This window comes from Paenibacillus sp. W4I10 (genome assembly GCF_030816325.1).
Taxonomy (GTDB): domain Bacteria; phylum Bacillota; class Bacilli; order Paenibacillales; family Paenibacillaceae; genus Paenibacillus; species Paenibacillus amylolyticus_B.
Map to the genome: position 1 here is coordinate 6,829,933 of NZ_JAUSXX010000001.1, position 23,600 is coordinate 6,853,532.

The window sequence follows — 23,600 nt, forward strand, 5'->3', positions numbered from 1 at the left end:
AGTTACATCAAGGCATCGAGGAAACGTGTGGCGATGCCAAAATAGATAAACAGGGACAAGATATCATTCAATGTGGTGATTAGTGGGCCAGAGGCAACAGCTGGGTCGACTTTGAAACGACTAAGTAGAAGCGGGATGCATGTACCGGTCAGTGTACCAATGACAAGAGTGAGGAACAGAGATACCCCAATAATGGCGCCCAGTAGCCAGTCCCCTTGCCAGAAATAAGCGATGACAGTGATCAGTAATCCACATACCAAGCCAATCATGGTGCCTACTTTGATCTCCCGACCAATCAGTGCGAGTACGGTGGCTTTGTCGAGTTTGCGTCCGATCAGTCCGCGTACCACAACAGCCAGAGACTGCGTTCCTGTGTTACCGGTCATACCTGCGATCATCGGCATGAAAAATGCCAATGCCACAACCTGATTGAGTGTATCCTCGAAGAAATCCACAATACTTCCCGAGATTAGACCAATCAGCAGTAATAGAATGAGCCAGGGAAGCCTGCGTCTGACGGCCACGAGTGGTTTGGTATCAAAGTCGATATCCTTGCTGCCGCCCCCCATCTTGGCCAAATCTTCACTTGCTTCATCCATAATAATATCGATGACATCATCCATCTGAATGATACCGCATAACCTGTGATTTTCATCCACCACCGGAAGTGCAATAAACTCATAACGCTGTAGAAGCTGTGCTGCTTCTTCCTGGTCCATATCTACCGTTGCATGGATCACCCGCCGGGTCATCAGTTCTTCAACCTGGGTCTTATCGTCAGCCAAGGCAAGGGATCGATAACTCACGACACCGACCAGTTTGCCTTCATTATCGGTTACATAGAGATAACTGGAGGCTGAGATATGCATGGTACCTTGCGATTGTCGTAAGGCCTCTTTGGCTGTCTCATGAGCGAGCAGGGTCCGATATTGATCTGTCATGATGCGTCCTGCCGTCTCCGGCGGGTAATTAAGCACGGATCGGATAATAGCAGAGTGATCCAGGTTCATGTTGGACAGCAATTCTTCTCTGCGTTTGGCAGGCAAATCGTGCATGAACCGGATCAAATCACTTTTGTCCATCTGCTGCATGACTTCAAGTGTTCGTTCCGGCCCAAGTCGTTCAAACAGTTGAATCTGTTCGTGCAGCTTCAAGGTCTCGGCGAGATCCGCCAGAGCATCGGGTTTGAACAGGAGCAGAAACCGATTGGTTTCTTCTTCAGGGAACTTTTTATATACAAGTGAGAGGTCGTAGGGATGCAGTTCTTTCACCAATTTATAAAAATCGGGAAGGTTCCGGGATTGTACATGTTGCACGAGTTGTTCGGTGATCTCCTCTACGGAGAAATCTTTCTTGATATGAGGTCCGTTCATATCGACACTCCTTTCTATTCGGTCAGCTTCATATTTTTAAACGAAATGGGTTGGCAATTAAACAAATGGAGAAAAAAGAGAGTACCCAAAATGATATTGTAATCTTGCTCAAACATTCGATATGGGCTTACAAACAGCCGCTGCAAGGATATACTTGTTGTACAGCAACAGACGAGGAGGACATGCGCTAGTGGAAGTAGATATCAGAACACAATTGCTCAGCATGGTTGAGCCGGAGTATCAGAAATTCTCGGCTGCACTTATTCCCAACATCACGAATGTACTTGGTGTAAGGTTGCCAGCCTTACGAAAAATTGCCAAGCAGCTTGCCGCCGGGGACTGGCGCACGTATCTGGAAACGGCAGAGGATGAATATTTTGAAGAAGTGATGTTGCAAGCAATGGTCATTGGACATGTACAGGCTGATCTGGACGAGCTGTTAAAGGCTATTGAAACATTTGTACCGAAGATTGACAACTGGTCGGTGTGTGACAGCTTCTGTGCGGGACTGAAATATACGAAGGTCCATTCGGAGCCCATGTGGGCGTTCTTGCAGCCGTATCTGAGATCAGATCAGGAATATGAAATCCGGTTTGGTGTGGTAATGCTGTTGAATTTTTATCTGAATGAGAGATATATCGAACAGGTTCTATCCGCATTGGATCAGATTAGGCACGAGGCGTATTATGTGAAAATGGCAGTTGCTTGGGCCATCTCAATGGCTTATGTGAAACAACCTGAGGTGACCATGCGTTATCTGAACCATAATACCCTGGACGATTTTACGTATAATAAGGCACTTCAGAAAATCACGGAATCTTATCGCGTGGATCCAGAGAGCAAGCAGATCATCCGCAGTATGAAACGTAAGGTGAAGAAGCAGGTTACCTCCTAGTTCTAGCATTAAGCATTCCACCGGGGAGAGGGCGATAAACGAATGAGAAAAAAGTTGATGTACACCACGATGCAGTTGGACGGTCGTCCATGGGTGCTGCTCGCTACGGAACAGGGATTGTGCCGAGTGGTCATGCCCAACGAAACACTGGAGGACTGGAACGGCTGGATACAAAAAGTTGCACCTGGCGTGGAACTGGAAGAGAACGAACACGCTCTGAAACAAACAGGTATGATGGACTGGTTACAGTCCTATTTTGCAGGAGAATCCATGGCTTATACAGATGCGATCCCACTGGACTTGATAGGAACGAACTTCCAACAGGAGGTATGGAGAGAGCTAGGGCGTGTGCCTTACGGTGAAATTCGGACCTATGGTGATATAGCTGCGGCGATTGGAAGACCTTCGGCTGTGCGAGCAGTTGGGGCTGCAAATGGGGCCAATCCAATTCCGGTTCTGCTACCATGCCACCGCATTATCGGGGCTAATCGCAAGCTGACCGGGTTCCGTGGAGGCCTGGATATGAAGCGTAGACTGCTGGATATCGAACAGATTGAAGGCGTGACCGATGGAGGGCATGCGCGATTTCATTTTTAATAGGACTCGCGTAATCAAGAAGATTAAGGTGATTGGACGGGGCAGGCACGTATTGTGCCTGTTTTTTGCATGTATTAAGGTAGCGTAATGCAAACGTTTCGCATATGGAACACCAACGTTTTACGTATTTTTGCCCGGTGAAACCGTATGGTACCATGGATCATAGATCAATCGGTATCCGGGGGACGTAATGCCGGGTAAGAAAAGAGGGATGATATGATGAAGCAGGCTTATTGGTTAACAAACGTGACTGTGGAGCGGGGGTATGTTCGGGAGGGAGAACAGGTGACGGGAACACGGACAAGCCCCGCTCATCTGCGGATTAAAGATGGAGTGATCGCGGAGATTGTGGAAGGAAACAACCCGCTGTCTAGCGATCTCCCACAAGTAGATGGCAAGGGACTTCTGCTGTTACCTTCGTTCGAGGAGGCACATATTCATCTGGATAAAACCTACTACGATGGGCCGTGGACAGCCGTTAAGCGTATCTCCAGTATTTTCGAACGTATTGAAGAAGAGAAGGTTCTGTTACCCAAGCTGCTGCCAGATGCCAAGCGTCAAGCGGAGAGTATTCTGACCTTGATCCAGGGGTACGGTTCCACTCATGTACGTAGCCATTGCAATATTGAACCTGTCAGTGGCTTGAAAAGACTGGAAGCGACGCGGCAGGCTCTGGAATCATTTTCGGGCAAAATCTCTTCGGAGATCGTGGCTTTCCCGCAGCATGGACTGCTTCGCTCCCATTCAGTGGAGCTTATGGGCCAAGCGATGAAGGAAGGTGCAACGCATGTGGGCGGACTTGATCCTCATACGGTGGACGAACAGATCGAGAAATCACTGAACGCCATGGTTGAACTGGCTGTTCAGCACCAAGCGGGCATAGATATTCATCTGCATGATGGTGGGCAGGGCGGCAAACAAACGCTGCAGGAGCTCGCGAATCTGACCGAAGCAGCAGGGCTTCAGGGTAAAGTTACGGTAAGTCATGCGTTCTGGTTCGCCCACGCAGAGCAGCAGGAAGCAGAAGAAATGGCGCAGCGAATGACCTCGCTCGGGATGAGCATTGCTTCCACGGTGCCCATTGGCAGAACGATGATGCCACTTCCCATGCTCCATCGTATGGGCGTGGACGTGAAGCTGGCCACAGACAGTCTGACAGATCATTGGTCTCCTTTTGGCAATGGGGATCTGCTTGAGAAAGCGGGACGATTCGCAGAACTGTACGGATATAGTGACGAACTGTCCTTGTCTCAATCTTTGGCATGGGTAACAGGCGGTATTACACCGCTGGATTCACAAGGGGAACAAGTCTGGCCGAAGGTAGGCGACACCGCGAGTTTTGTGTTGGTGCATGCGAGTTGTTCGGCGGAAGCCGTTGCTCGGCGATCTGCGCGGCAGGCCGTATGGTACAAGGGGGAATTGGTCAGCGGATCAACAGCGGATTGAGGAAAATAGAGCGGGTGCAGCCACGGGAAACCGTGGTTTTTTGGCATGGGAGAAAAAGAGGAAAGAACTGTTCGCAACTACCACATTTTGGGTTATGATGGACGTAGTTAATGAAGGGAGTAATATAAATGAAGATTGAGTATGCAACTGAAGCTGACTACGACTATATCATTGAAAGAGATCGGCATATCCATAAGCCACTTGTGAAAACAAAGATTAGTGAGAAAGAAATATTCATCCTATGGGACGAGGACGAGGGATCAAGAGTTGGATGGATGAGGTACGGTTACTTTTGGGACAACCTTCCCTTCATGAATTTGATCTGGATTGATGAACCCTATCGAAACGGCGGATATGGCAAAAAAGTGGTGCTTCACTGGGAAAGTTTAATGAAGCAACAAGGCTTTGATACGGTGATGACTTCAACGCAATCAGACGAACATGCCCAACATTTCTATCGAAAGCTGGGGTATGTTGATGCAGGGGCTCTGTTGCTGGATACACAACCTCTGGAGATTATGTTGATCAAGAAAATCTAGTAAATAAGCTGCAAGGAGAGAGGATTGTGGATGTGAAGAAAGTAACCCTACAACCCATAACCAAAGAAAATGAACTCGAGTGCATCCACCTTAAACCAGGGGAAGGGTTACGGCAAACTTGCTATTCAAGAAGTGGTTCGTATGTTGCAAGAGAGAAGTGACTGCCAGCAAATCAGGGTATCCCATGTTCCGCATAACATTTCGGCAAATGCGCTGTACAAACGTTGCGGATTTCAGGACACGGGTGAATTCGAGGACAACGGTGATATCATTTTAAGTTATCAAGTGAGGTAACAGGGAGGGCAAGCTTGATGATAAGAGAGGCAGAAGCTAGGGATGCAGCGGTTATCGAAAGACTGTATACAGAATTATTGCCTAACAACTTAAACACAAAGGTACTGGCAGAACGGATTGAAGAGGTTCGGAATAATCCAAACAGTTTCTTGTTTGTGTATGAAATGGGTAATCAGGTGATCGGCACGGCTCATTTACATATTTGTCTGGATGCTTTGGTGGAAAATAGACCATTCGGCGTAGTTGAGCGGGTTATCATTACGGAACATGTGCAGAGCAAGGGATATGGATCTAAATTGATGAAACATATAGAACATGTGTGTGTGCAGAAAAATTGTATGAAGGTGTTTCTTACCAGTGGATCATCCAGACATGAAGCACATCACTTTTATACGAAATTGGGGTACGACGGAGAATCCAGCAAGGCATTTAAAAAGTATCTATAACTTATAACATTCATCAAGGAAAAGGACGTAGAAGCAAAGAAATGAAAGATAACAAACATCCGGTGCAAGATCCCCGACTCATCGTTACCTTGTTCGTGGCTACTTGTTGTTGTTTAGGTGTTGTGATGTATTTTCGGGCCCAAACTGATACGAATATGTATCGCTTTTTAAGTTGGGATATGTTCCTGGCATGGGTGCCATTCATCATATCATCCTGCATTAGATACATATTTCATAAGAAAGTAACCACAACGAGCGTTATATGTATGTGGTTGATGTGTGCAGTTTGGCTCTTTTTTCTGCCCAATGCGGCCTACCTTTTTACGGAGATTCTGCATTCATTCAGATATTTTGATGCTCAAGGGGAGGTTAGATTTTGGGTTAATATTGATTTTTGGTATGGACTCACCCTGACGTTTGCCGTAGCGATCATCGGATTGCTGCTCTCGACTTGTTCGATCATTCAAATCCACGGAATGTTAAACCAATTAATAAATAAGTACATTAGTATGATGGTTGTCGGTGTTATTTTGCTATTGAGCAGTATAGGGGTCTACATTGGTAGATTTAATCGGTGGAATTCGTGGGATATATTATCCCGACCTTGGAAGATCTTTGTGGATCTTGTGAATGATTTTAATGCAGCGAACAGCATAATGGTTGAGTTTGTCGCCATTGTATTTACGGTTCAACTTTTTGGATACGTTATTTTATCTTTGCTAACCGCAAGGTCTAGCAGTTCATCTTCATTTGAAAGGGCAAGGATCTGAAATTATGAAGGCGATAACGCAGGAAATTACGGAAGAATTGTTGGCTGTGATGGATATGTACCAAAGAATCGCACGGCAATTAATCGACCAACTGATATTGGAAACCGATCAGCCTGATCGGACGGAAATTCTCGCAGGGGCGTACCATTTATTGTCCAGATGTGGGTAACATGGACCCCTACTTTTTTTACAATTTCATAAAAACAACGCCAGAGCTTGCATACCTGACTTCGTATTTCGAGAATCCGTTTAAGGACATGTTGGATTTCTTCGAACGTATGGAGACACAGCATGTGTTAATTCATGTTCACGGGGTGGCGTATAGAAAAGTGATTTGATTGTTTGCCGTTTAATTAGAATTGAGGAGGAATTACGTATGAGTTTAACAGAATGGTCCATAGATATACTTCAATATGATCTGTCGGATGAATATTCGATTCGCAGAGCTGATTTTGCCGAATGGGGATTATTTTGCACGGTTTATTATGATATGGGTTATGTCGGATTTTTCAGGGAAGAAGAGTTCAGTTCTTCCAAGATCAGTGCCTACTGGATTTACAAGGGGGAAAGCAAAATAGGTGGCGTGAGAATGGAGCCTAACCGGATGTATCATTTGTTTTTTATCCCGCCATTCCAGCAGTGCTTTGAGGTATTGAAGCTTCTAAAGCATAAATTACTACAGTGGTCGGATCGCACCAAACGCATTCTGACCTTTGAGATTCTTCCAGACCAAGTCGATCTATACGCAAGAGCTGGATTCTGGCCAGTGGAGTTCAGATGTCGCTGGATGCAGCGGCCTACAGATCATTTTGAAATCGAATGGGACAGCAGGGTAACCGTGAAGAGTCCAGAGATTATTGAAAGTGAAACCGGCACTAGAACATATGTGAATGAAGATGAGATTGCTCAATGTGACCTGGAGAGTTTTGCAGGAAGTCTTGAAGCTACACGAAGAAAACATACCACGCTTGCAGATTTTATCCCAAGCGATGACCCTAATTATACGAATGAGATTCTAACTCAGGCATCTACACTTGTCTACGATAAGGAGACGGGGCAGCTTATTGCCAACTGTCGTCTTTGTCTGCAGGATAATCAGGCTGCCGTATATAGCATAGGGGTTCGGCCGGCATATAGAGGCAGAGGTCTTGCTACACTGATGTTACAGAGAGCATTAAATGAACTTAAAGGTAAGTATCCCGTTCTACGATTATATGTGATGCAAGGAAATGATGCGGAGTCTGTGTATCTGAATTTGGGCTTTATTCCGGGTGTGCAGGAGATTCAGACGATGTATATTCCTGAGGAGGAATCACAATGAAGGTTGCCATCTTAACCGATATTCATGGGAATTTTCCTGCGCTGCAAGCGGTATTGGCTGATATCGATTCCAGAGAAGACATTGAACATACATTTTGTTTGGGGGATATGATCGGTATTGGCCCTTTCTCCAATGAAGTGATCGAGATGTTGTACAGTCGTGAGAATATGATAGCGATTTCAGGGAATCACGAAGAAGCCGTATTGAGTTTGCTCCAAAATAAGGGTCCATTAGAAGGGCATAAAGGCATAGCTGAGCACCACGAATGGATTGGTCAACATCTAAGTGCAGAATCGATCAAGAAAATTCAAGCTCTACCGAAATTCGTTGAAAAAGAGGTAGAAGGACATCGGTTCCTTTTGACTCACTATCATATGAGCAACGACAAGTTGGATGTCATCGACAAAGAAACATCCGGAACCAAATTAGACGCGAAGTATCAGGGGACGGCCCATGATTTGGTTTGTTTTGGTCATCATCACATTCTTCATTATTATAAGACAGATCAACGAATCTATCTGAATCCGGGAGCTTTAGGCTGTAACGATCTTGCCATTGCCAGATATGGGATCGTGGATCTTCAAGAGGGTAAACTGGATGTGAGATTCATTGGAGTACCATATGACAACAGGGAGTATCTGAAATCGTATGAACGGTTGAACGTTCCGGATCGGGCTTTTCTTTTGCAGGCATTCCATGGGAATCAGTTGGAGAGAGAGCATATAGACGACAGTGAACGTTCGTAGAACGTGTTGTTGCTTTGGAAAGGAGCGATGTACATGGGAATGATCATTATGTTGGTGGTTTATCTGTTCCTCGGTATTTATGTTGTGAAAGTTGGAATAGATAACTCAAAAAATAGCCAGCACACCAAAGAAATATTATCAGAGTTAAGGGAAATTAAGGACCTGTTGAAAGAACGAGGGTAAAGAGGAGGGATGACTATGATTTACGATTTACAAGGTGAAGCCAATATGGAGCCTATTGTTGGAATGTTATTTTCCGCAGTAACAGAGAATAGTCAGCGACTTAAATCGATTACTGAGGGGATGTCGCAAGAAGAGGTAGATTACAAAGGGAAACAGAACCAGTTTAATAGTACTGCTCAATTAATACGACATATTACGTTTGTTGATATGAATTGGGTTTATAGAATAAAGGGAGTTGTCCTTCCGCAGCCATTAATAGAGCAATATGGTCCCATGATTGATGAAAATAATAGACTTCCGCTGATTCAAGGTGTGTCACGTGACACACTTATTTCTCAATATGAGGGTGTATTAACACTTCTAAAAGAAACATGCACACATTTAGCAGTTTCTGATCTAGATCGAGTAGTTACTTTTGGACATCAGAATGAGAAGAAAGCTACTATCCGTTGGGGATTATGGCATATGGCTGACCATAACCGGTATCATCAAGCTCATATTAATCAGCTAAGAAAGTGGTTCCAAACACAGAATGATTGCTAACACATAGGCAGGTCATTCTTCTAATGCCAGATCTGATGATATCACACCTACCCTATGCGGTTACTTCAGATCTGAAGTACACGTATAACAATATCCTGATCATGGTTACCAAAACCGGCACCGTAGATCGTTAATCCGCCAACGTTGGGACTTTCCTCGTCAACCGTGAAACGTAGCGTCCAGAACGGTTCGCTAAGCTTAATATCCGCGAGAGTAACGTCTGACATCCGCTCACCATCCATATAGGTACCGTAGGCATCAATACGAATAGTCTTCAACAATCCATACTGATTCACATTGCGATGCCACCATTCTGGCGTATATTTGCCGCGTGCTGCTCTGCCAAAGTCGGCAGGGCTTGTCCACGTACCAAGTGAAATGCCATTGAAGGTGAAGCGAATATCCGAAGGCCAATGATCTCGCAATCCCGGAGCTTCAGACGCCAGTTCCATCGAAATTTCAATAGCATCGGTTGTCTGGTCAGGAAGGACAAAGTTCGGTGTTTTATATTCAACATAGCCCTTCCCAAACCACAAGATCGCGGCGTGTACACGCTCAGGATCAAGGAAGTAACGTGGATCGTCCCATACGCCGATTTCTTTCTCAAGTGTTCCTAGCCCACAGGTAGGGTGAATATCAAAAGCAGTGTAGTGTCCCACGGCTATCGTCTGTTCTCTGGTTCGTGAAGTTTGGCTTGCGGATGGCAGCTCGATCTCAATCTGATTTTGCTTGAGGTAACATAATTTGTGCGTGCCTCCGTTGATCCGAACTCGTCTGCTGCCAATTAGACCCGCATCCTCCAGTTTGCGAATATGCATCGTGACAATGGAGGGGCTAAGCTCTAATGCTGCGGCAATATCTTTCACATTCATTTCGCGAACTGCAATCATATCCATGATTCTCCATCTGACTTCGCTTGCCAACGCCTCATATAAAGGAAGGAACTGGGGCTCTCCATTTGCTTTGATCATCTGCACAACTCCCTACCTTCTCTCTTTTAAAATCACATATATATTAATTTAATAAAATTAGCTCCAAGATGCAATTCAGATTCATTGCAAGTTTACGCCCAATGGTGTTTAATTTTTGTAGTTGTTACAAAGTTGAATTCTTATATATGTGAATTTTATATTAGGAGGTGGAGTGAAGTAATGAAATACAATAACCCTGTTGTAAAAGGTTTTTATCCAGACCCTAGTGTGATTAAGGTGCACGATACCTACTATATGGTGTGTAGTTCTTTTCAATATTTTCCGGGCGTACCGCTCTTTGAAAGCAAGGATTTGCTGAATTGGAAGCAGATTGGTCACTGCCTGACTCGTAAAAGCCAGATTCAACTCGAGACGGTGAATAGCTCCGGGGGTGTATTTGCCCCAACCATCAGGCATAATGACGGGCGTTTTTATATGGTCACAACCAATGATACGACGCATCAAAATTTCTATGTCTGGACGGATAATATCTACGGAGAATGGTCTGAGCCTATCTATGTGGATCAAGGCGGAATTGATCCCGATTTGTATTTTGAAGATGGAAAGACCTTGTTTATGAGTAACGGGGTGGATGATGAAGGCGTTGGTGGAATTGTCCAGTGCGAGCTTGAAATTGAAACTGGCCGCAAATTGACCCCGAGTCGTTCAATATGGAACGGAACAGGTGGACGATATCTGGAAAGTCCGCATCTCTATAAAATAAACGGTTATTATTACCTGCTTGCAGCTGAAGGCGGCACCGAATATGGTCATATGGTTACGTATGCTCGGGGCACTTCTTCTTCGGGACCGTTCGAAGCCTATGCGCACAATCCAGTTCTGACCAACCGCAATATGGGAGGTTATGAGTTGCAGGGAGTAGGGCATGGTGATCTGGTTCAGGATGATCGGGGGAACTGGTGGCTCTTTCACCTAGGATTCCGACAGATTGGCAAATGGGCTACGTACCATCATTTGGGTCGAGAAGTATTTCTGACTCCAATTACGTTTGGTGAAGACGGATGGTTTACAGCCGGGCATGAAGGCACAACACTGACGAGTTTTGAGACGAATCGCATTCCCGACACGGTGATCCAGCAGGATAAGAAGAATTATACGTTTGCAAATACAGACTGGAACCTCGACTGGTGTTACCTTCGTCATCCAAATACAAAGCATTATCAGCTTGAATCAGATAAGCTTACGCTAACAGGAACCGATGTAACGCTGGACGTTCCGGCATCGCCAACGTTCATCGGGTTACGTCAAAAAGACTTTAATGCAACAATTTCAGTTGATGTCAGTGTAACGAGTGGAGAAGCCGGTATCACGATCTACATGGACGAGAATCATCATTATGAAGTGGCTATTCGTGGGCAGCAGGACGGTTATAAGGTGGTCGAGCGTCTAAATATCGGTGATATCAAATCGATAGAACATGAAGTGGAACTGGGAAATAAACAGTATGCAACGCTGGTGATCCGCTCAAGCCAAGAAAGCTACAGTTTCCTGTTTCAAGCAGATGGTGAAGAGATTCTGCTGGGCACGGCACAGACGAGATACCTATCCTCGGAGGTGGCAGGAGGTTTTACAGGCGTACTCATTGGTCTATACGCGACGGGTGAAAATGCTGTAGCTGAGTTTACAAACTTCAAGTGTGACTATCATTAAGAAGTTAAGGGGAGGGCCTCAGGGTCCTTCTCTTTTTGTGAATTTGTGTCAAAATATAAATATATTAATAAAAGCTAACAGAAGAGAGGTATTTAAACTTGGGAGTACATTATAAAATGCCGGAATCATTAGAAGGCATCGTTCGAATAGATAAGGAATTACGTAAAGAACATGATGCGACCCTTCATGATTATGTGGGGTTTTATATTAGTTTTAACAATGATGATGATAGATACTATTGTACGCCAGATGATGCCATTATATTTGGAAGAACAGGGGCAGATGGTGACCATTTTGCTTTTTTCACGTTTAACAGATCCATTAGTGATTTGGAAGAAGCTCCGGTTATCTTTATCCAACCTACGGCGTTTGGTAATCAAGTAACTTTAGTGGCCAGAAACTTTAAGGATTTTGTAGCATTATTTATTAATCTTAAGGAAGTATATGTTTTGGAGAGATTTCGATTTTATAAGAACAAATTAGATTTTATGAATGACTATAACGATAACTATTTGAAAGATATAAGGATGAGAGAGAGTGATTATAATTTAATTATTGAACTGTTAAAAGAGAATATTAAAGGGATAACAGAAATTGATGATGTGTACGAATACATGATTGAATCCAAAAAACAAATAGAACTAGGGATAAACAATGATGATTTTGCATGATATCAATATGGCATCAATAAATAATCTACATGTAACAAAAGGTTAAAGAACGTGTTATTTAATTATATAGCTTGATTGGATAACCAAGGAGGAGTTGTATGGAGGATCAATGGAGAATTGCAAAGTATGATCCGGCATGGCGTGATTTGTTTCTCGAAACGGGTTCGAAATTAAGAGAAGCGTTAGGAGAAAAGGCCGTGCGGATTGATCATGTTGGGTCCACTTCAATTGTGGGAATAGACGCCAAACCCATCATAGATATACAAATATCTGTTTCGCAGTATGAAAATTTGTTGGACTACAAACGTGAGATCGAAACCGTCGGATTTGTATTCAGAGCAGAAAATCCGGATAAGACTAAACGTTACTTTCGTGAAGAACCCGGAAACAGAAGGATACATATACACGTTAGACAGGTAGGCAGTTTCTCCGAGCAGATGACCTTGCTGTTCAGAGACTATTTAAGGGAGCACCCAGAAGATTGTTTGAACTATGCGGAAGAAAAGCACAGACTCATGTCACTGTATAAAGATGAGCGTCCCAAATATGTTGAAGGAAAAGGACCAATGGTGTGGAGCATATTACAGAGAGCACATAGTTGGTCTCAAGAAATCGGATGGCAGCCGGCAAAATCTGACACATGAGCACATCCAATGAATAGAGATAACTGTATTGGAGTGATGAGATGAACATGGGAAGAAAGCTGATAACAACCGTTCTAACCATCATTGGTTTTACTTTGGCTGCAAGTCTCATATCGATGAATGAATCCTACAGTTTTGATTTTTACATTGTTATTTATCTGGTATACGCGACTCCCTTGATCCTGTTGATCGGGCTACCTTTATCGATATTGCTAGACTATCTGCTCAGCCGAATACAATTCCCTAATCATGTGTTGTATCTAAGTACGAGGATATTAGGCTATGCATGTGCTGGAGTTTTAGGCATGTATATTTATTATCTGGTCATGGGCGCAGGAGAAGCAATCTTGGATTTCAAAGAGACGTTAGTTCTGACCTTATTTGGTGTTCTTGCCGCTATCCTATTTGTACTGATTGATATGGGATTGGAAGTTTTGTTAAAGGTACGAAGAAGAAAGATTTGAATTAAATTGATTTGTCAGGAGGAAAGCAAAATGACAACGCATTGTGCACTTCTAATCATTGACGTACAGGTAGCGATGTTTGATGAAGCAGATCCCGTCTATCAGGGGGAACGATTGCTTCAGGAGATCCAGGTATTAATTGCCAGGGCCCGTGAAGCAGGGCATGCCATCATATATATCCAGCACAGCGAAGGGGCAGGCAGTCCACTGGAACGAGGAACTCCGGGGTGGGCCATTCATCCGTCCATTGCACCTATAGCTGGTGACCTCGTTATTGAAAAGGAGACACCGGATTCGTTTCACAAAACCAATCTGCATCTGAAATTGCAAGATAATGGCGTGAAGGAGTTGATTCTCGCGGGTATGCAGACTGAGGTATGTGTAGACACGACTTGCCGCAGAGCGTTCAGTCTGGGTTACACGGTCAATCTGGTTCAAGATGCGCACAGCACATGGAATTCAAAGACGCTTCAAGCAGAGCAGATTATTGCACATCACAATACGGTACTGAGACTGTTTGCCAACGTGGTGGATACGGAGAATGCGCTGTAATGCTAGGAAAACGTAGGCGATTCTGGTTTTTCATAGGTGCGGCAATCATGTTTTTGTATTTTCTAATCACGAGTAATCCAGATCCAAATAAGCCGATTTCGAGAAATCAAGTGATAAGCACAGAGATGAGCATAGTTGTGTACACCAGGACAGGCGACGGTGGAGCACACGTTAGCATTGACAATGTTACGTTAAGTAAAGAAGACATTAGCCGTATAGTCGGCTGGCTGAATGCAGCCCCGGAATCAGCCAAAATACCAGTAGATGATGTCACAGGAAGCATTAGTGCAGGAATTGCTTTAAAATTAAAGCATAACGCTAAAGTTACGATTCAATACAATCGGAAACAGATTATAGTATCCACAAAAAGCAGATTTAATAAAGATACGAAATATATACTTGATCAAAAGGACTTAAGAGACTTTATGGATCAAAAGTTGGAAGGGACGTATTTTGGTGAAGATACCGTTAGTGTTGAATAAGGAGGAGAGGTATTGACGATTAACAAAAGAATAATGAATCTATCAGCCTGGCTTGCTGTATTAGCCATCCTATGTATTCCTGGAACTTTATATACTGAAGATGGACCGCTCCGAACAGAGTATGGTTTCCCAATCCGATTCTTTACGGATTATCATTATGCCAACTCGGACGGAACAATCTGGTTTATATCTGGCATCTCTTTAAATGTACTTCTATATTTGTTCAATGTCCTGTTTATTTATGCAGGTATTCATGTAATCTTGTATATAAAAAAGAAATTAACTAAATAAATTGAACTGAGTATTTACACAAAACGGAGAGGACAGAAAGGACCTGAAGAAGCGGAGTGTTCGCCTTTATCCCCGGATTTTAACTTTATAAAAGGAATCAAAAAAATCTGGGGATAACAGCGATCGGAAGGTGGTTCTGTCATCGGAGTGGTAAGTGTAAATATTCAATAGTGCAACTTTATATAGAATATAAAGATGGAGTGATTACGATGAAACAACTTCCAGTAGAATGGAAGTCAGACCGACTTATTATCTCAAATGTGGAAGAATCCGATATTCCTGAACTTGAGTCCATATATGAGACCAGTCGGTACTTGCATCAATGGGATGGACAAGAGCACGATCGGAACTATGTAAAAGAATGTTTTGAAGAAGGCCACCTTCCGCCGGGAGGCAGGCTGGAGAATTATCGAATTCAATCCATTCGCACGAATGAGGATGACCGCTATATTGGTTTGTTAAGTGTATACCATGGGTATCCCTCCGAGGATTCAATCTATCTCGAATTTCTATATATCCAGAGCGAGATCCAGAAGCAGGGATATGGACAAGAATTAATTCAGGCACTGACTCTTCACTTTTCTGAGCTTGGTTACAAGGAAATTCGAATTAACGTGGCACTCAAAAATTGGCCTGCATTACGCTTCTGGATCAAATCCGGATTCAATCAGATTAGCGGAATTTATGGTGATCTTCAACATTCGGAGGATACCTTTGCCAATACAGAATTGATCAAATCTCTCTGAAAAATATGCTGATAAAGGGGAATATACCAATGGAAACATTCTTTCGTTATAACTGGATGGTACGTGAGCAATGGTATGTGTGGTGTGAAGATGTACCGCTTGAAGAATTGCTTCGGCATCGCACGGGCGGAGTAGGCAACATATTACAAACATTATTTCATATCATTGATGTAGAGTGGAGCTGGCTTCAGTTACTTCAGGGCAAACCGGATGATGCGGAAAATTTTGCAAACTACCAGAATCTTGAGGCGGTAAGGCGACTCGATCGCAAGTTACGTCCTGATGTGGAGGCATTTGTTACAGCATGGGATTCGAGTATGGAAAAAAGAGCTTTTATTGATCATCGCTCAGCTGGCAAGGCCAGTACAGATTCATGGGGAGAAGTTATGCGACATGTGATCGCCCATGAGATTCACCATATGGGACAGCTCTCGGTATGGGCCAGAGAATTGGGCAAACAGCCAGTATCCGCTAATTTCATTGGCAAAGGCCTGATTATACCTGAATAACCGGAGAGGCGGTCATATCATGAAAGAAGGGGAAACGATGACAATTCAACTTAGCCAGATGAATTGGATAGAACTGGATGAACGTATCCAGCAGGTGATTGAACAGGAGGTTCAGATCATTCCCTTGCCACCTGGACTGGAAGCGAGTGTGATGAGAATTGAAATGGAAGATCAGCAGTACGTATTGAAAGTCTGGGACAAGGATTCCAAACCGGATATCGCCAAACAATATCGATTATTGTCCAAGCTTTATCAAAGTGGAATTCGTGTTTCCAAACCCTACGGTTGGGGATTAGACGAGCAAGAGAATCAAGTGCTGTTAACGAGCTATGATGGAAAGCCGGTTAACCAATTAACACAAACCAAACTGACACATTTGGCTGAGCGATTAATGGAGGTCCATCGTTATCCGTTGAATGAAGTGAGTACTGGAGAAGATGAAGAATACATATTCAGGTACGATTTTGTTCAATACTTTTTTCCTCAAATTGAATTACATGACGATATAAATGTTCTTCTGGCAAACTTGATCCAGCAGGTCCAGATCAGACAGGACCGCTTGATCCATGGCGATTATAATCTGGGAAACATTCTTGAGATGGACGACCGTTACACCATTATCGATTGGACTAATGGGCAGTACGGTGATCCAAGGTACGATATGGCATGGTCTGTGTTTCTGATCACCATCTATAATGGGGAAAGTTACGGCGAGATGTATCACGCTCAATTTGCACGTTCTGCAAGTTATGTGTACACGCTGGAAGAGGAGCAGGTTTTTAGAGCGATAGCTTGCCTGCGCTGGATTCTGTTAAGGCGAGTTGGGGATGTACCCATGGGGCCAGATGTAATGGAAAGGGTTCACAGTATGGCTGTCCATAATCCGTATTTGAATGAACACCTGCTGTTTAAATAAAATAAACAGCCAGTCCTAAACTAGCGATCCTCGCATACCTATGATAGTAGAGGAGCGTGATTGATATGGAGCAGAAAGTACAAACCTACTTTGACCTGAAGCAGCAGCAAAAAGATATTGAGCAGCAGTTGTCTGTACTACGAGATGAGATTGTCGCGTATTGTGCAGAACAAGGGGTCTATGAGACGCAGGTTGGTGGCTACACCGTGAAAACAGTGCTGCAGTACCGGAAGGAATACGATGATCAGAAGCTGTATGCTTCTCTTCCAGACCCGGACATCTGGCGACTGTTGTCCAAGGTAGACAGCCATAAGCTGAAAAGCCTGATTAAGCTAAACATTCTGTCCGAGGAGCATATTAACCCGGCATGCACAGTGAAACAGGTGACCTTGCTACAGGTAGACAAGCTGTAACGCTTCATACCCTCTTTGTACATGTGTTGAATTTAACTGAACCTGCCGATCACAAAACACCTTCGAAGAAATGTTCTGTTGCGATGAGCAGTGGAACAAACGTGGAGGTGTTGTTGTTGTTGTGCGAACAGGGCTGGGATCATAAATAGTTAAATATGAGGGGTAAGAAGTATAATTTGTTCATTGTAAGCGTATTCAACAAACGATATGATGGATAAAAAATGGCAGGGAGGAATTGTAAATGCCAACCGAAATTCCATCACTACATGCTGCTTACGCCAATACGTTCAAAATAGGTGCTGCTGTACATACCAGAATGTTGCAGTCCGAAGGGGATTTCATCGCCAAACACTTCAATAGCATCACGGCTGAAAATCAGATGAAATTCGAAGAAATTCACCCGAAAGAGGATCGTTATACATTTGAGGCGGCGGATAAAATTGTTGATTTTGCTGTTGCCCAAGGGATTGGGGTTCGAGGACATACTTTGGTCTGGCATAATCAAACATCGAAATGGGTCTTTGAGGATACCTCAGGTGCTCCCGCTTCCAGAGAGCTGCTATTATCTCGATTGAAGCAACATATTGATACGGTAGTAGGTCGGTATAAGGGGCAAATATATGCGTGGGATGTCGTTAATGAAGCTGTTGAAGATAAGACCGACCTGTTCATGCGGGACACGAAGTGGTTAGAGCTGGTAGGGGAAGATTACTTGCTACAAGCGTTCAGTATGGCTCATGAAACTGATCCAAATGCGCTTCTTTTCTATAATGACTACAATGAGACGGATCCGGTCAAACGGGAGAAGATCTACAATCTGGTTCGTTCTTTGCTGGACAAGGGAGCGCCTGTACACGGGATTGGGTTGCAGGGGCATTGGAATATTCATGGTCCTTCGATTGAGGAGATCCGAATGGCTATTGAGCGTTATGCTTCACTGGATGTGCAGTTGCATGTTACGGAGCTGGATATGTCCGTGTTTCGTTATGAGGATCGTCGAACGGACCTCACCGCGCCAACTTCGGAGATGGCTGAGCTACAGGAGCGTCGATATGAAGAAATCTTCAATTTGTTCCGTGAGTATAAATCATCCATTACCTCTGTGACATTCTGGGGAGTGGCCGACAATTATACTTGGTTAGACCATTTCCCGGTACGCGGACGCAAAAATTGGCCCTTTGTTTTTGATCAGCAGTTGCAGCCAAAGGAATCATTTTGGCGTATCATTAACCCTATGTCTTGAACATCAGGGAAGTGGAGAGAATCGGTCACGATGTGGCCGATTTTTTGCTGTACTTAATATAGATTATACAGTACGGCTATCTCGTGCATGATTAGAGGCGTTGATTGGTGTGGATGATAAAGATATGGTATTAAATGGAATTATGTGATAGGGTTGAAGAAATGGTGAACCAAATTCTTTCCTGAAATGAGATGAGAAGATGGATTGCATCCGAAACTATTTAATTACTTTTGCCGGAAATTTTGCATTTAGTTATTATATCTTTGAAGAAGGTACTTTTGCCAAACCGCTGATGTTTGCTACATTCATGCTGTTGCTGATTATGACAATCGATTACATGAAAAGTAGAAATAAATATACATTGGATTAGGGTATGTCCATGTTTTTAAACGATTCTGGAGCATAGGGTCGTTTTTTTATTGTATATAAAACAGCTTCCATTTACATCAAGACCATTGTTCATTACACTTGATGAGTAGTACCTCATTAACTCAGTTTTCGTTAACTCAATTCAGATCATCAGGAGGATATCATTATGCATCAATCCGCACATATTCAGGAAGCAAGAGATTACATATTAAACCGAATCCATACCAAACCTGCCGTAGGCATGATTCTGGGTTCGGGACTGGGAGCGCTCGCGGACGAGATTGAAAATGCGACAGTTATCCCGTATACAGATATTCCGTATTTCGCTCAATCGGAGGCTATCGGTCATGCCAATGAATTGGTTATTGGTGAACTCATGGGCAAAACGGTTGTAGCGATGAAAGGCCGCCTTCATTATTATGAAGGTTTTACATTGGACGAAGTGACTTTCCCCGTTCGGATCATGAAGGCGCTGGGTGTCGAGCAATTGCTTATCACCAATGCCTGCGGAGCCATCAACACAAGCTTTGAGCCGGGTCAACTGATGCTCATTACAGATCATATTAACCTGGTAGGTAATAACCCGTTGATGGGACCGAATAACGCCGAACTGGGTGTGCGCTTCCCAGACGTATCACAGGTATACAATCGCGAACTGCGCAGCATTGCCCTTAAGGTTGCAGAAGAGCAGAATGTTGGTCTGCAGCAAGGTGTCTATGCATGGTGGAGTGGTCCGGCATATGAGACACCAGCGGAGATTCGCATGATTCGTACGATGGGTGCGGATGCAGTGGGTATGTCCACGGTACCTGAAGCCATTGTTGCTATTCATGGCGGGATGAAGGTACTAGGCATTTCCTGTCTGACCAACATGGCCTGTGGTATTCTGGATCAGCCGTTAAGTCATGATGAAGTTATTGAAGTGGCTGCGCAAGCGAAAACAACCTTTATCGGACTTGTAAAAGGCATTTTGAAAGAGATTTAATTGCGAGATGATTTTTTATCTAGGCCACGATGGATAGGATAGAGTTTTCATCCAACCAAATCGAAACCACAAAAAAACGTATGCTTCACGAGCTGTTACTCGTGAGACATACGTTTTTTTTATTTTGCAGAACTATGAACCATTTGAGAATTATCGGGCATGATTGCTGGTGTGGACTCCCTGATGATGGGTTTGGTCACAATGTGTGAGACCTGATATGGTTGTGTCGGGCTATTAATCCGGGATAACAGCATCTCTGCAGTCTTAATGCCCATCTCATTGCTATAAATATGAACCGTTGTTAATGCTGGCTCAATAATTCGAGATTGGGGTGCATTATCGAATCCGCATATCGCAACATCCTGCGGAACGGCAACATTTCTGTCTTTTAACGCCCTAATCAGATCAACTGCTATAAAGTCATTAGCGCATACGTAAGCGGAAGGTAGGGAGGCCAGCTCTGCCACTCGCTGGTTCAACCATCCTGGCTTGGAGAAACACAGGCGATCATTATCTACGATGCAATGGGACAGGTCGACCTGCAACCCCGCCTCCAGCATGGCACGCTGATATCCAACCCATCGTTCATTAAAGCTCTTGCAGTGATTGTAATCTCCGACGAATCCAATACTTGTGTAGCCGCTCTCAATCAATTTTGTGGTTAACTGATAGATGCTATGTTCATTCTCCATGAGTAGCAAATCTGCTTGGAATTCGGGATAACATATGTTGGAAGCGCAATCGATAAAGATGGTGGGAATGCCCAGATCGGTAATCAGCTTTGTATATTCCAGATCAAATAATTCAATGCAAATAATGCCGTCTACTTTGGCTATATCAAAATTGTTGGGAAGTGTAAGTGTATCTTGATCGTCTTCACGCACGATATGAATCGAGAGATTGTATCCCTCCGCACTGATTCTTTTCTCCAAACCACTGATTAACAACGAACCAAAGTGAGATGTATTAGGCAGGTTTTCAGTTAACAGGGCGATATTGCCCGGAGGCTTGGTTAGAACATGCTCATTGTCCATATAGGCAAACTGTTTATATTTAAGTTCAATTGCTTTTTTAATTACACGATTTCGGGTCTCATCCGGGATGTTTCCGCTATCATTTAATGCTTTGGAAGCCGTATTTCTGGAGATCCCCAAAGCATCAGCGATGTCTTGTATCGTGACTTTTTCCTTTGCCATCTAATGCTTCACCTCTAATCCTCAATAGTCATCCATATTCTTCTCTAAGTCAAATGTATAATAGAACGGGACAAATAGCAATCTCTGATTTACAAATGCACAATTGTCTTTACATTTAGATTGTCGAATTCTATTTTCATAATTGTTCCAGAAGTTTTGTTAATTAGTGTAACAATGATAATCTATTACAGTAATGATATAGAAATATCTACGCAAGTATTAACGATTTAGTGCTGTATATATGCAAATTTAATTCTCTTTAGTTACATTAATGCAAAGATAAAATGATCAAATGCACAAATATTTTTTACAAAACGTATTGACTAAATCCGTTAAAACCTGATAAATTGTAAATTATTAAATAGGCAATTGTAAATGTTGAAAGCCCTTACCGAAAACAATTGTCAACTTCTAGAATGAACGGGGGTATCGTGTTGGATAACATAGCCGACAGCAAAAAGGGCGAAGGAAGGGTACTGAAAGTGAGGACGACAAGCGGTCATAGGTTACAGCAGCTCAAAAAAAATTACTTTTTATATATGTTGCTTGCACCAGCCTTAATTTTGACTCTTATCTTCAAGTACATTCCGATGTACGGAGCCATCATTGCGTTTAAGGATTTCAGTCCGATCAAAGGCATCATGGGAAGTGATTGGGTAGGACTGAAGCATTTTGAGAAATTTATAGCTTCACCCAATTTCGATATCATTTTAATGAATACGCTTAAACTCAGCTTTTTGGGATTGATATTCAGTTTCCCGGTGCCCATTTTACTGGCACTCATGCTGAATCAGGTACGCAAAGCTGGCATCAAGAAAAATATTCAATTGTTTCTGTACGCACCCAATTTCATCTCGGTTGTTGTTGTTGTGGGTATGTTGTTCATCTTCCTCTCACCGACAGGGCCAATTAATCAATTAGCCACATGGATTACAGGTCAGCCGATTATGTTCATGTCTGAACCGGAATATTTCCGCTGGATTTACATTTTGTCCGATATCTGGACCGGAGCCGGTTGGGCTTCCATCATATACGTTGCGGCTTTGGCCAATGTTGATCCGGAGCTTCACAATGCGGCTAATCTGGATGGAGCCAATCTCCTTCAGCGTATTCGCCACATTGATCTTCCAACGATTCGCCCGATTATGGCCATCGTCTTTATCCTTGCAGCTGGCGGGATTATGTCCATTGGATTTGAGAAGGCCTATCTGATGCAGACGTCCATGAACCTGCCTTCCTCCGAGATTATTGCCACATATGTCTACAAGGTGGGGTTACAGTCTGGAGATTACGCTTATTCTGCGGCAGTTGGATTGTTCAACTCGGTTATCAATGTGATTTTGCTGGTGACGGTGAATCTGATTGTGAAGAAATTGAATGAAGGCGAAGGCCTCTATTAGGAAAGGAGTATTATCCATGGTTGTTAAACACACGGGAATGGATCGGTTGATCCTCACACTTAATGCCATCTTTCTCACCTGTGCTGTACTGGTTGTGGTTGTTCCCCTGATTTATATTGTTATCGCCTCATTCATGGACCCCACGGTGCTACTGAATCGTGGACTGTCCTTTAATGTATCGGACTGGAGTCTGGACGGATATCAGATGATTTTGTCCAATCCAGCCATGATCCGGGGGTTTGCAAATGCGGTATTGTACTCGGTTTCCTTTGCACTGATCACCGTGACCGTATCCATATTTGCAGGTTATGCATTGTCGGATGATAGGCTCGCGGGACGTGGATTTTTCATGATTATCTTTATCATTACAATGTTCTTCGGCGGGGGATTAATCCCTACTTATCTACTCATACGTAATCTCGGCATGCTTGATACGGTGTGGGCGATCATCATCCCTGGAGCCGTTAACGTCTGGAACATCATTCTCTCCAGAACCTTTTTCAAAGGAGTTCCTCGAGAACTAAAAGAAGCTGCAAACGTGGATGGCGCCTCTGAGATGAAAATTTTCTTCCAGATCGTCATTCCGTTGTCGAAACCGATCATTTTTGTACTTGCACTTTATGCGTTCGTTGGGCAATGGAATTCCTATTTTGATGCAATGATCTATCTCGATAATCCGAACCTGCATCCGTTACAGCTCGTTCTGCGTTCCATTCTGATTCAGAATCAGGCTGCACCGGGCATGATCAGTGATCAGCTCGCGATGGCAGAACTGAAACGGCTCTCCGAGATGATTAAATACTCAGCGATTGTCATTTCGAGTCTGCCACTCATCATCATGTACCCGTTCTTCCAGAAGTATTTCGAAAAAGGTGTCATGGTCGGTTCCCTCAAATAGTGAACAGCCTGCGATACAGTAAGTTG

General features: G+C 43.6%; 31 protein-coding genes. 28 read left to right on the forward strand and 3 right to left on the reverse strand.

The features are described from left to right. Positions 1-2: 2 nt before the first annotated feature. On the reverse strand, positions 3-1,373 hold the full coding sequence (gene mgtE / locus QF049_RS30620) for a magnesium transporter (RefSeq protein WP_307542793.1): 1,371 nt from the start codon (positions 1,371-1,373) through the stop codon (positions 3-5). A gap of 190 nt (positions 1,374-1,563) precedes the next feature. On the opposite strand from mgtE, the gene QF049_RS30625 reads away from it, so the two are divergent. The 12 genes from QF049_RS30625 (at position 1,564) to QF049_RS30675 (ending at position 9,153) form a co-directional block, all read left to right on the forward strand. Next, the gene (locus QF049_RS30625) at positions 1,564-2,268 is read left to right on the forward strand and encodes a DNA alkylation repair protein (RefSeq protein WP_307542795.1); all 705 of its coding nucleotides are present in this window, start codon (positions 1,564-1,566) and stop codon (positions 2,266-2,268) included. Between the two features lie 42 nt (positions 2,269-2,310). After that, the gene (locus tag QF049_RS30630) at positions 2,311-2,865 is read left to right on the forward strand and encodes a methylated-DNA--[protein]-cysteine S-methyltransferase (protein WP_307542798.1); all 555 of its coding nucleotides are present in this window, start codon (positions 2,311-2,313) and stop codon (positions 2,863-2,865) included. 219 nt (positions 2,866-3,084) lie between these two features. Further along, positions 3,085-4,311 carry an amidohydrolase gene (locus QF049_RS30635; RefSeq protein ID WP_307543496.1) on the forward strand — a complete coding sequence of 409 codons (1,227 nt, stop codon included), beginning with the start codon at positions 3,085-3,087 and terminating at the stop codon, positions 4,309-4,311. Positions 4,312-4,439: 128 nt separating this feature from the next. Then, a complete protein-coding gene (locus QF049_RS30640) occupies positions 4,440-4,850 on the forward strand; it encodes a GNAT family N-acetyltransferase (protein ID WP_307542800.1) in 411 nt (136 codons plus the stop codon). A 69-nt stretch (positions 4,851-4,919) separates the two neighbouring features. Then, positions 4,920-5,144, forward strand: coding sequence for a GNAT family N-acetyltransferase (locus QF049_RS30645; protein ID WP_307542802.1), 225 nt, complete (start codon positions 4,920-4,922; stop codon positions 5,142-5,144). 17 nt (positions 5,145-5,161) lie between these two features. Then, positions 5,162-5,590, forward strand: coding sequence for a GNAT family N-acetyltransferase (locus QF049_RS30650; RefSeq protein WP_307542804.1), 429 nt, complete (start codon positions 5,162-5,164; stop codon positions 5,588-5,590). Between the two features lie 179 nt (positions 5,591-5,769). After that, entirely contained in the window at positions 5,770-6,360 is a 591-nt protein-coding gene (locus QF049_RS31455) for a DUF1361 domain-containing protein (RefSeq protein WP_373428382.1), read from the forward strand. A gap of 4 nt (positions 6,361-6,364) precedes the next feature. Continuing rightward, the gene (locus QF049_RS30655; RefSeq protein ID WP_307542806.1) at positions 6,365-6,529 is read left to right on the forward strand and encodes a hypothetical protein; all 165 of its coding nucleotides are present in this window, start codon (positions 6,365-6,367) and stop codon (positions 6,527-6,529) included. Between the two features lie 207 nt (positions 6,530-6,736). Next, complete coding sequence (locus QF049_RS30660) at positions 6,737-7,681, forward strand: GNAT family N-acetyltransferase (protein WP_307542808.1); 945 nt, start codon at positions 6,737-6,739, stop codon at positions 7,679-7,681. Continuing rightward, positions 7,678-8,427 carry a metallophosphoesterase family protein gene (locus tag QF049_RS30665; protein ID WP_307542810.1) on the forward strand — a complete coding sequence of 250 codons (750 nt, stop codon included), beginning with the start codon at positions 7,678-7,680 and terminating at the stop codon, positions 8,425-8,427. Before QF049_RS30660 ends, QF049_RS30665 begins: the two co-directional genes overlap by 4 nt. A gap of 33 nt (positions 8,428-8,460) precedes the next feature. Then, positions 8,461-8,610 (forward strand): hypothetical protein, encoded by a 150-nt coding sequence (locus QF049_RS30670; RefSeq protein ID WP_165790026.1) that lies wholly within the window; start codon positions 8,461-8,463, stop codon positions 8,608-8,610. A 15-nt stretch (positions 8,611-8,625) separates the two neighbouring features. Further along, positions 8,626-9,153 carry a DinB family protein gene (locus tag QF049_RS30675; protein WP_307542811.1) on the forward strand — a complete coding sequence of 176 codons (528 nt, stop codon included), beginning with the start codon at positions 8,626-8,628 and terminating at the stop codon, positions 9,151-9,153. Positions 9,154-9,218: 65 nt separating this feature from the next. On the opposite strand, the gene QF049_RS30680 is transcribed toward QF049_RS30675, so the two are convergent. Next, entirely contained in the window at positions 9,219-10,124 is a 906-nt protein-coding gene (locus QF049_RS30680) for an ArsR/SmtB family transcription factor (RefSeq protein WP_307542813.1), read from the reverse strand. Between the two features lie 180 nt (positions 10,125-10,304). Between QF049_RS30680 and QF049_RS30685 the strand changes: the two genes are divergently transcribed. The 14 genes from QF049_RS30685 to QF049_RS30750 all read left to right on the forward strand — a co-directional run bounded on the left by QF049_RS30685 (position 10,305) and on the right by QF049_RS30750 (position 20,080). Then, on the forward strand, positions 10,305-11,795 hold the full coding sequence (locus tag QF049_RS30685) for a glycoside hydrolase family 43 protein (RefSeq protein ID WP_307542815.1): 1,491 nt from the start codon (positions 10,305-10,307) through the stop codon (positions 11,793-11,795). A gap of 116 nt (positions 11,796-11,911) precedes the next feature. After that, complete coding sequence (locus tag QF049_RS30690; RefSeq protein WP_307542817.1) at positions 11,912-12,466, forward strand: hypothetical protein; 555 nt, start codon at positions 11,912-11,914, stop codon at positions 12,464-12,466. A gap of 98 nt (positions 12,467-12,564) precedes the next feature. Continuing rightward, on the forward strand, positions 12,565-13,110 hold the full coding sequence (locus QF049_RS30695; protein ID WP_307542819.1) for a GrpB family protein: 546 nt from the start codon (positions 12,565-12,567) through the stop codon (positions 13,108-13,110). 41 nt (positions 13,111-13,151) lie between these two features. Beyond that, on the forward strand, positions 13,152-13,574 hold the full coding sequence (locus QF049_RS30700; protein ID WP_307542821.1) for a hypothetical protein: 423 nt from the start codon (positions 13,152-13,154) through the stop codon (positions 13,572-13,574). Between the two features lie 30 nt (positions 13,575-13,604). Continuing rightward, positions 13,605-14,126, forward strand: coding sequence for a cysteine hydrolase family protein (locus QF049_RS30705; RefSeq protein ID WP_307542823.1), 522 nt, complete (start codon positions 13,605-13,607; stop codon positions 14,124-14,126). Then, positions 14,126-14,608, forward strand: a complete 483-nt coding sequence (locus tag QF049_RS30710; protein WP_307542825.1) for a hypothetical protein — start codon at positions 14,126-14,128, stop codon at positions 14,606-14,608. The genes QF049_RS30705 and QF049_RS30710 overlap by 1 nt, the downstream gene beginning before the upstream one ends. A 12-nt stretch (positions 14,609-14,620) precedes the next feature. After that, positions 14,621-14,899 carry a hypothetical protein gene (locus tag QF049_RS30715; protein WP_307542827.1) on the forward strand — a complete coding sequence of 93 codons (279 nt, stop codon included), beginning with the start codon at positions 14,621-14,623 and terminating at the stop codon, positions 14,897-14,899. A 209-nt stretch (positions 14,900-15,108) separates the two neighbouring features. Next, positions 15,109-15,645, forward strand: a complete 537-nt coding sequence (locus tag QF049_RS30720) for a GNAT family N-acetyltransferase (protein ID WP_307542829.1) — start codon at positions 15,109-15,111, stop codon at positions 15,643-15,645. A gap of 29 nt (positions 15,646-15,674) precedes the next feature. Next, positions 15,675-16,154 carry a DinB family protein gene (locus tag QF049_RS30725; RefSeq protein ID WP_307542831.1) on the forward strand — a complete coding sequence of 160 codons (480 nt, stop codon included), beginning with the start codon at positions 15,675-15,677 and terminating at the stop codon, positions 16,152-16,154. A gap of 19 nt (positions 16,155-16,173) precedes the next feature. Beyond that, positions 16,174-17,070 carry an aminoglycoside phosphotransferase family protein gene (locus QF049_RS30730; protein WP_307542833.1) on the forward strand — a complete coding sequence of 299 codons (897 nt, stop codon included), beginning with the start codon at positions 16,174-16,176 and terminating at the stop codon, positions 17,068-17,070. A gap of 65 nt (positions 17,071-17,135) precedes the next feature. Next, on the forward strand, positions 17,136-17,483 hold the full coding sequence (locus QF049_RS30735; RefSeq protein ID WP_307542834.1) for a hypothetical protein: 348 nt from the start codon (positions 17,136-17,138) through the stop codon (positions 17,481-17,483). A gap of 241 nt (positions 17,484-17,724) precedes the next feature. Next, positions 17,725-18,726 carry an endo-1,4-beta-xylanase gene (locus tag QF049_RS30740; protein WP_307542836.1) on the forward strand — a complete coding sequence of 334 codons (1,002 nt, stop codon included), beginning with the start codon at positions 17,725-17,727 and terminating at the stop codon, positions 18,724-18,726. 199 nt (positions 18,727-18,925) lie between these two features. Next, on the forward strand, positions 18,926-19,096 hold the full coding sequence (locus QF049_RS30745) for a hypothetical protein (protein ID WP_167483657.1): 171 nt from the start codon (positions 18,926-18,928) through the stop codon (positions 19,094-19,096). Between the two features lie 165 nt (positions 19,097-19,261). Beyond that, positions 19,262-20,080, forward strand: coding sequence for a purine-nucleoside phosphorylase (locus QF049_RS30750; RefSeq protein WP_307542838.1), 819 nt, complete (start codon positions 19,262-19,264; stop codon positions 20,078-20,080). 119 nt (positions 20,081-20,199) lie between these two features. On the opposite strand, the gene QF049_RS30755 is transcribed toward QF049_RS30750, so the two are convergent. Then, positions 20,200-21,276, reverse strand: a complete 1,077-nt coding sequence (locus QF049_RS30755; RefSeq protein ID WP_307542840.1) for a LacI family DNA-binding transcriptional regulator — start codon at positions 21,274-21,276, stop codon at positions 20,200-20,202. Positions 21,277-21,815: 539 nt separating this feature from the next. On the opposite strand from QF049_RS30755, the gene QF049_RS30760 reads away from it, so the two are divergent. Then, positions 21,816-22,676, forward strand: a complete 861-nt coding sequence (locus QF049_RS30760) for an ABC transporter permease (protein WP_223200008.1) — start codon at positions 21,816-21,818, stop codon at positions 22,674-22,676. Between the two features lie 16 nt (positions 22,677-22,692). Beyond that, complete coding sequence (locus tag QF049_RS30765; protein WP_036617174.1) at positions 22,693-23,574, forward strand: carbohydrate ABC transporter permease; 882 nt, start codon at positions 22,693-22,695, stop codon at positions 23,572-23,574. Positions 23,575-23,600: the final 26 nt, after the last annotated feature.

What these genes read in the sequence shown, in the direction of transcription:
- QF049_RS30725 (WP_307542831.1), top strand. Translation starts at nt 15,675, where the DNA reads ATGGAAACATTCTTTCGTTATAACTGGATGGTACGTGAGCAATGGTAT.
- QF049_RS30655 (WP_307542806.1), top strand. Translation starts at nt 6,365, where the DNA reads ATGAAGGCGATAACGCAGGAAATTACGGAAGAATTGTTGGCTGTGATG.
- QF049_RS30700 (WP_307542821.1), top strand. Translation starts at nt 13,152, where the DNA reads ATGAACATGGGAAGAAAGCTGATAACAACCGTTCTAACCATCATTGGT.
- QF049_RS30710 (WP_307542825.1), top strand. Translation starts at nt 14,126, where the DNA reads ATGCTAGGAAAACGTAGGCGATTCTGGTTTTTCATAGGTGCGGCAATC.
- QF049_RS30735 (WP_307542834.1), top strand. Translation starts at nt 17,136, where the DNA reads ATGGAGCAGAAAGTACAAACCTACTTTGACCTGAAGCAGCAGCAAAAA.
- QF049_RS31455 (WP_373428382.1), top strand. Translation starts at nt 5,770, where the DNA reads ATGTTCCTGGCATGGGTGCCATTCATCATATCATCCTGCATTAGATAC.
- QF049_RS30750 (WP_307542838.1), top strand. Translation starts at nt 19,262, where the DNA reads ATGCATCAATCCGCACATATTCAGGAAGCAAGAGATTACATATTAAAC.
- QF049_RS30670 (WP_165790026.1), top strand. Translation starts at nt 8,461, where the DNA reads ATGGGAATGATCATTATGTTGGTGGTTTATCTGTTCCTCGGTATTTAT.
- mgtE (WP_307542793.1), bottom strand. Translation starts at nt 1,373, where the DNA reads ATGAACGGACCTCATATCAAGAAAGATTTCTCCGTAGAGGAGATCACC.
- QF049_RS30630 (WP_307542798.1), top strand. Translation starts at nt 2,311, where the DNA reads ATGAGAAAAAAGTTGATGTACACCACGATGCAGTTGGACGGTCGTCCA.
- QF049_RS30695 (WP_307542819.1), top strand. Translation starts at nt 12,565, where the DNA reads ATGGAGGATCAATGGAGAATTGCAAAGTATGATCCGGCATGGCGTGAT.
- QF049_RS30685 (WP_307542815.1), top strand. Translation starts at nt 10,305, where the DNA reads ATGAAATACAATAACCCTGTTGTAAAAGGTTTTTATCCAGACCCTAGT.
- QF049_RS30635 (WP_307543496.1), top strand. Translation starts at nt 3,085, where the DNA reads ATGAAGCAGGCTTATTGGTTAACAAACGTGACTGTGGAGCGGGGGTAT.
- QF049_RS30740 (WP_307542836.1), top strand. Translation starts at nt 17,725, where the DNA reads ATGCCAACCGAAATTCCATCACTACATGCTGCTTACGCCAATACGTTC.
- QF049_RS30730 (WP_307542833.1), top strand. Translation starts at nt 16,174, where the DNA reads ATGAAAGAAGGGGAAACGATGACAATTCAACTTAGCCAGATGAATTGG.
- QF049_RS30645 (WP_307542802.1), top strand. Translation starts at nt 4,920, where the DNA reads ATGAACTCGAGTGCATCCACCTTAAACCAGGGGAAGGGTTACGGCAAA.
- QF049_RS30675 (WP_307542811.1), top strand. Translation starts at nt 8,626, where the DNA reads ATGATTTACGATTTACAAGGTGAAGCCAATATGGAGCCTATTGTTGGA.
- QF049_RS30755 (WP_307542840.1), bottom strand. Translation starts at nt 21,276, where the DNA reads ATGGCAAAGGAAAAAGTCACGATACAAGACATCGCTGATGCTTTGGGG.
- QF049_RS30650 (WP_307542804.1), top strand. Translation starts at nt 5,162, where the DNA reads ATGATAAGAGAGGCAGAAGCTAGGGATGCAGCGGTTATCGAAAGACTG.
- QF049_RS30640 (WP_307542800.1), top strand. Translation starts at nt 4,440, where the DNA reads ATGAAGATTGAGTATGCAACTGAAGCTGACTACGACTATATCATTGAA.
- QF049_RS30660 (WP_307542808.1), top strand. Translation starts at nt 6,737, where the DNA reads ATGAGTTTAACAGAATGGTCCATAGATATACTTCAATATGATCTGTCG.
- QF049_RS30745 (WP_167483657.1), top strand. Translation starts at nt 18,926, where the DNA reads ATGGATTGCATCCGAAACTATTTAATTACTTTTGCCGGAAATTTTGCA.
- QF049_RS30690 (WP_307542817.1), top strand. Translation starts at nt 11,912, where the DNA reads ATGCCGGAATCATTAGAAGGCATCGTTCGAATAGATAAGGAATTACGT.
- QF049_RS30665 (WP_307542810.1), top strand. Translation starts at nt 7,678, where the DNA reads ATGAAGGTTGCCATCTTAACCGATATTCATGGGAATTTTCCTGCGCTG.
- QF049_RS30765 (WP_036617174.1), top strand. Translation starts at nt 22,693, where the DNA reads ATGGTTGTTAAACACACGGGAATGGATCGGTTGATCCTCACACTTAAT.
- QF049_RS30705 (WP_307542823.1), top strand. Translation starts at nt 13,605, where the DNA reads ATGACAACGCATTGTGCACTTCTAATCATTGACGTACAGGTAGCGATG.
- QF049_RS30680 (WP_307542813.1), bottom strand. Translation starts at nt 10,124, where the DNA reads ATGATCAAAGCAAATGGAGAGCCCCAGTTCCTTCCTTTATATGAGGCG.
- QF049_RS30720 (WP_307542829.1), top strand. Translation starts at nt 15,109, where the DNA reads ATGAAACAACTTCCAGTAGAATGGAAGTCAGACCGACTTATTATCTCA.
- QF049_RS30760 (WP_223200008.1), top strand. Translation starts at nt 21,816, where the DNA reads ATGTTGCTTGCACCAGCCTTAATTTTGACTCTTATCTTCAAGTACATT.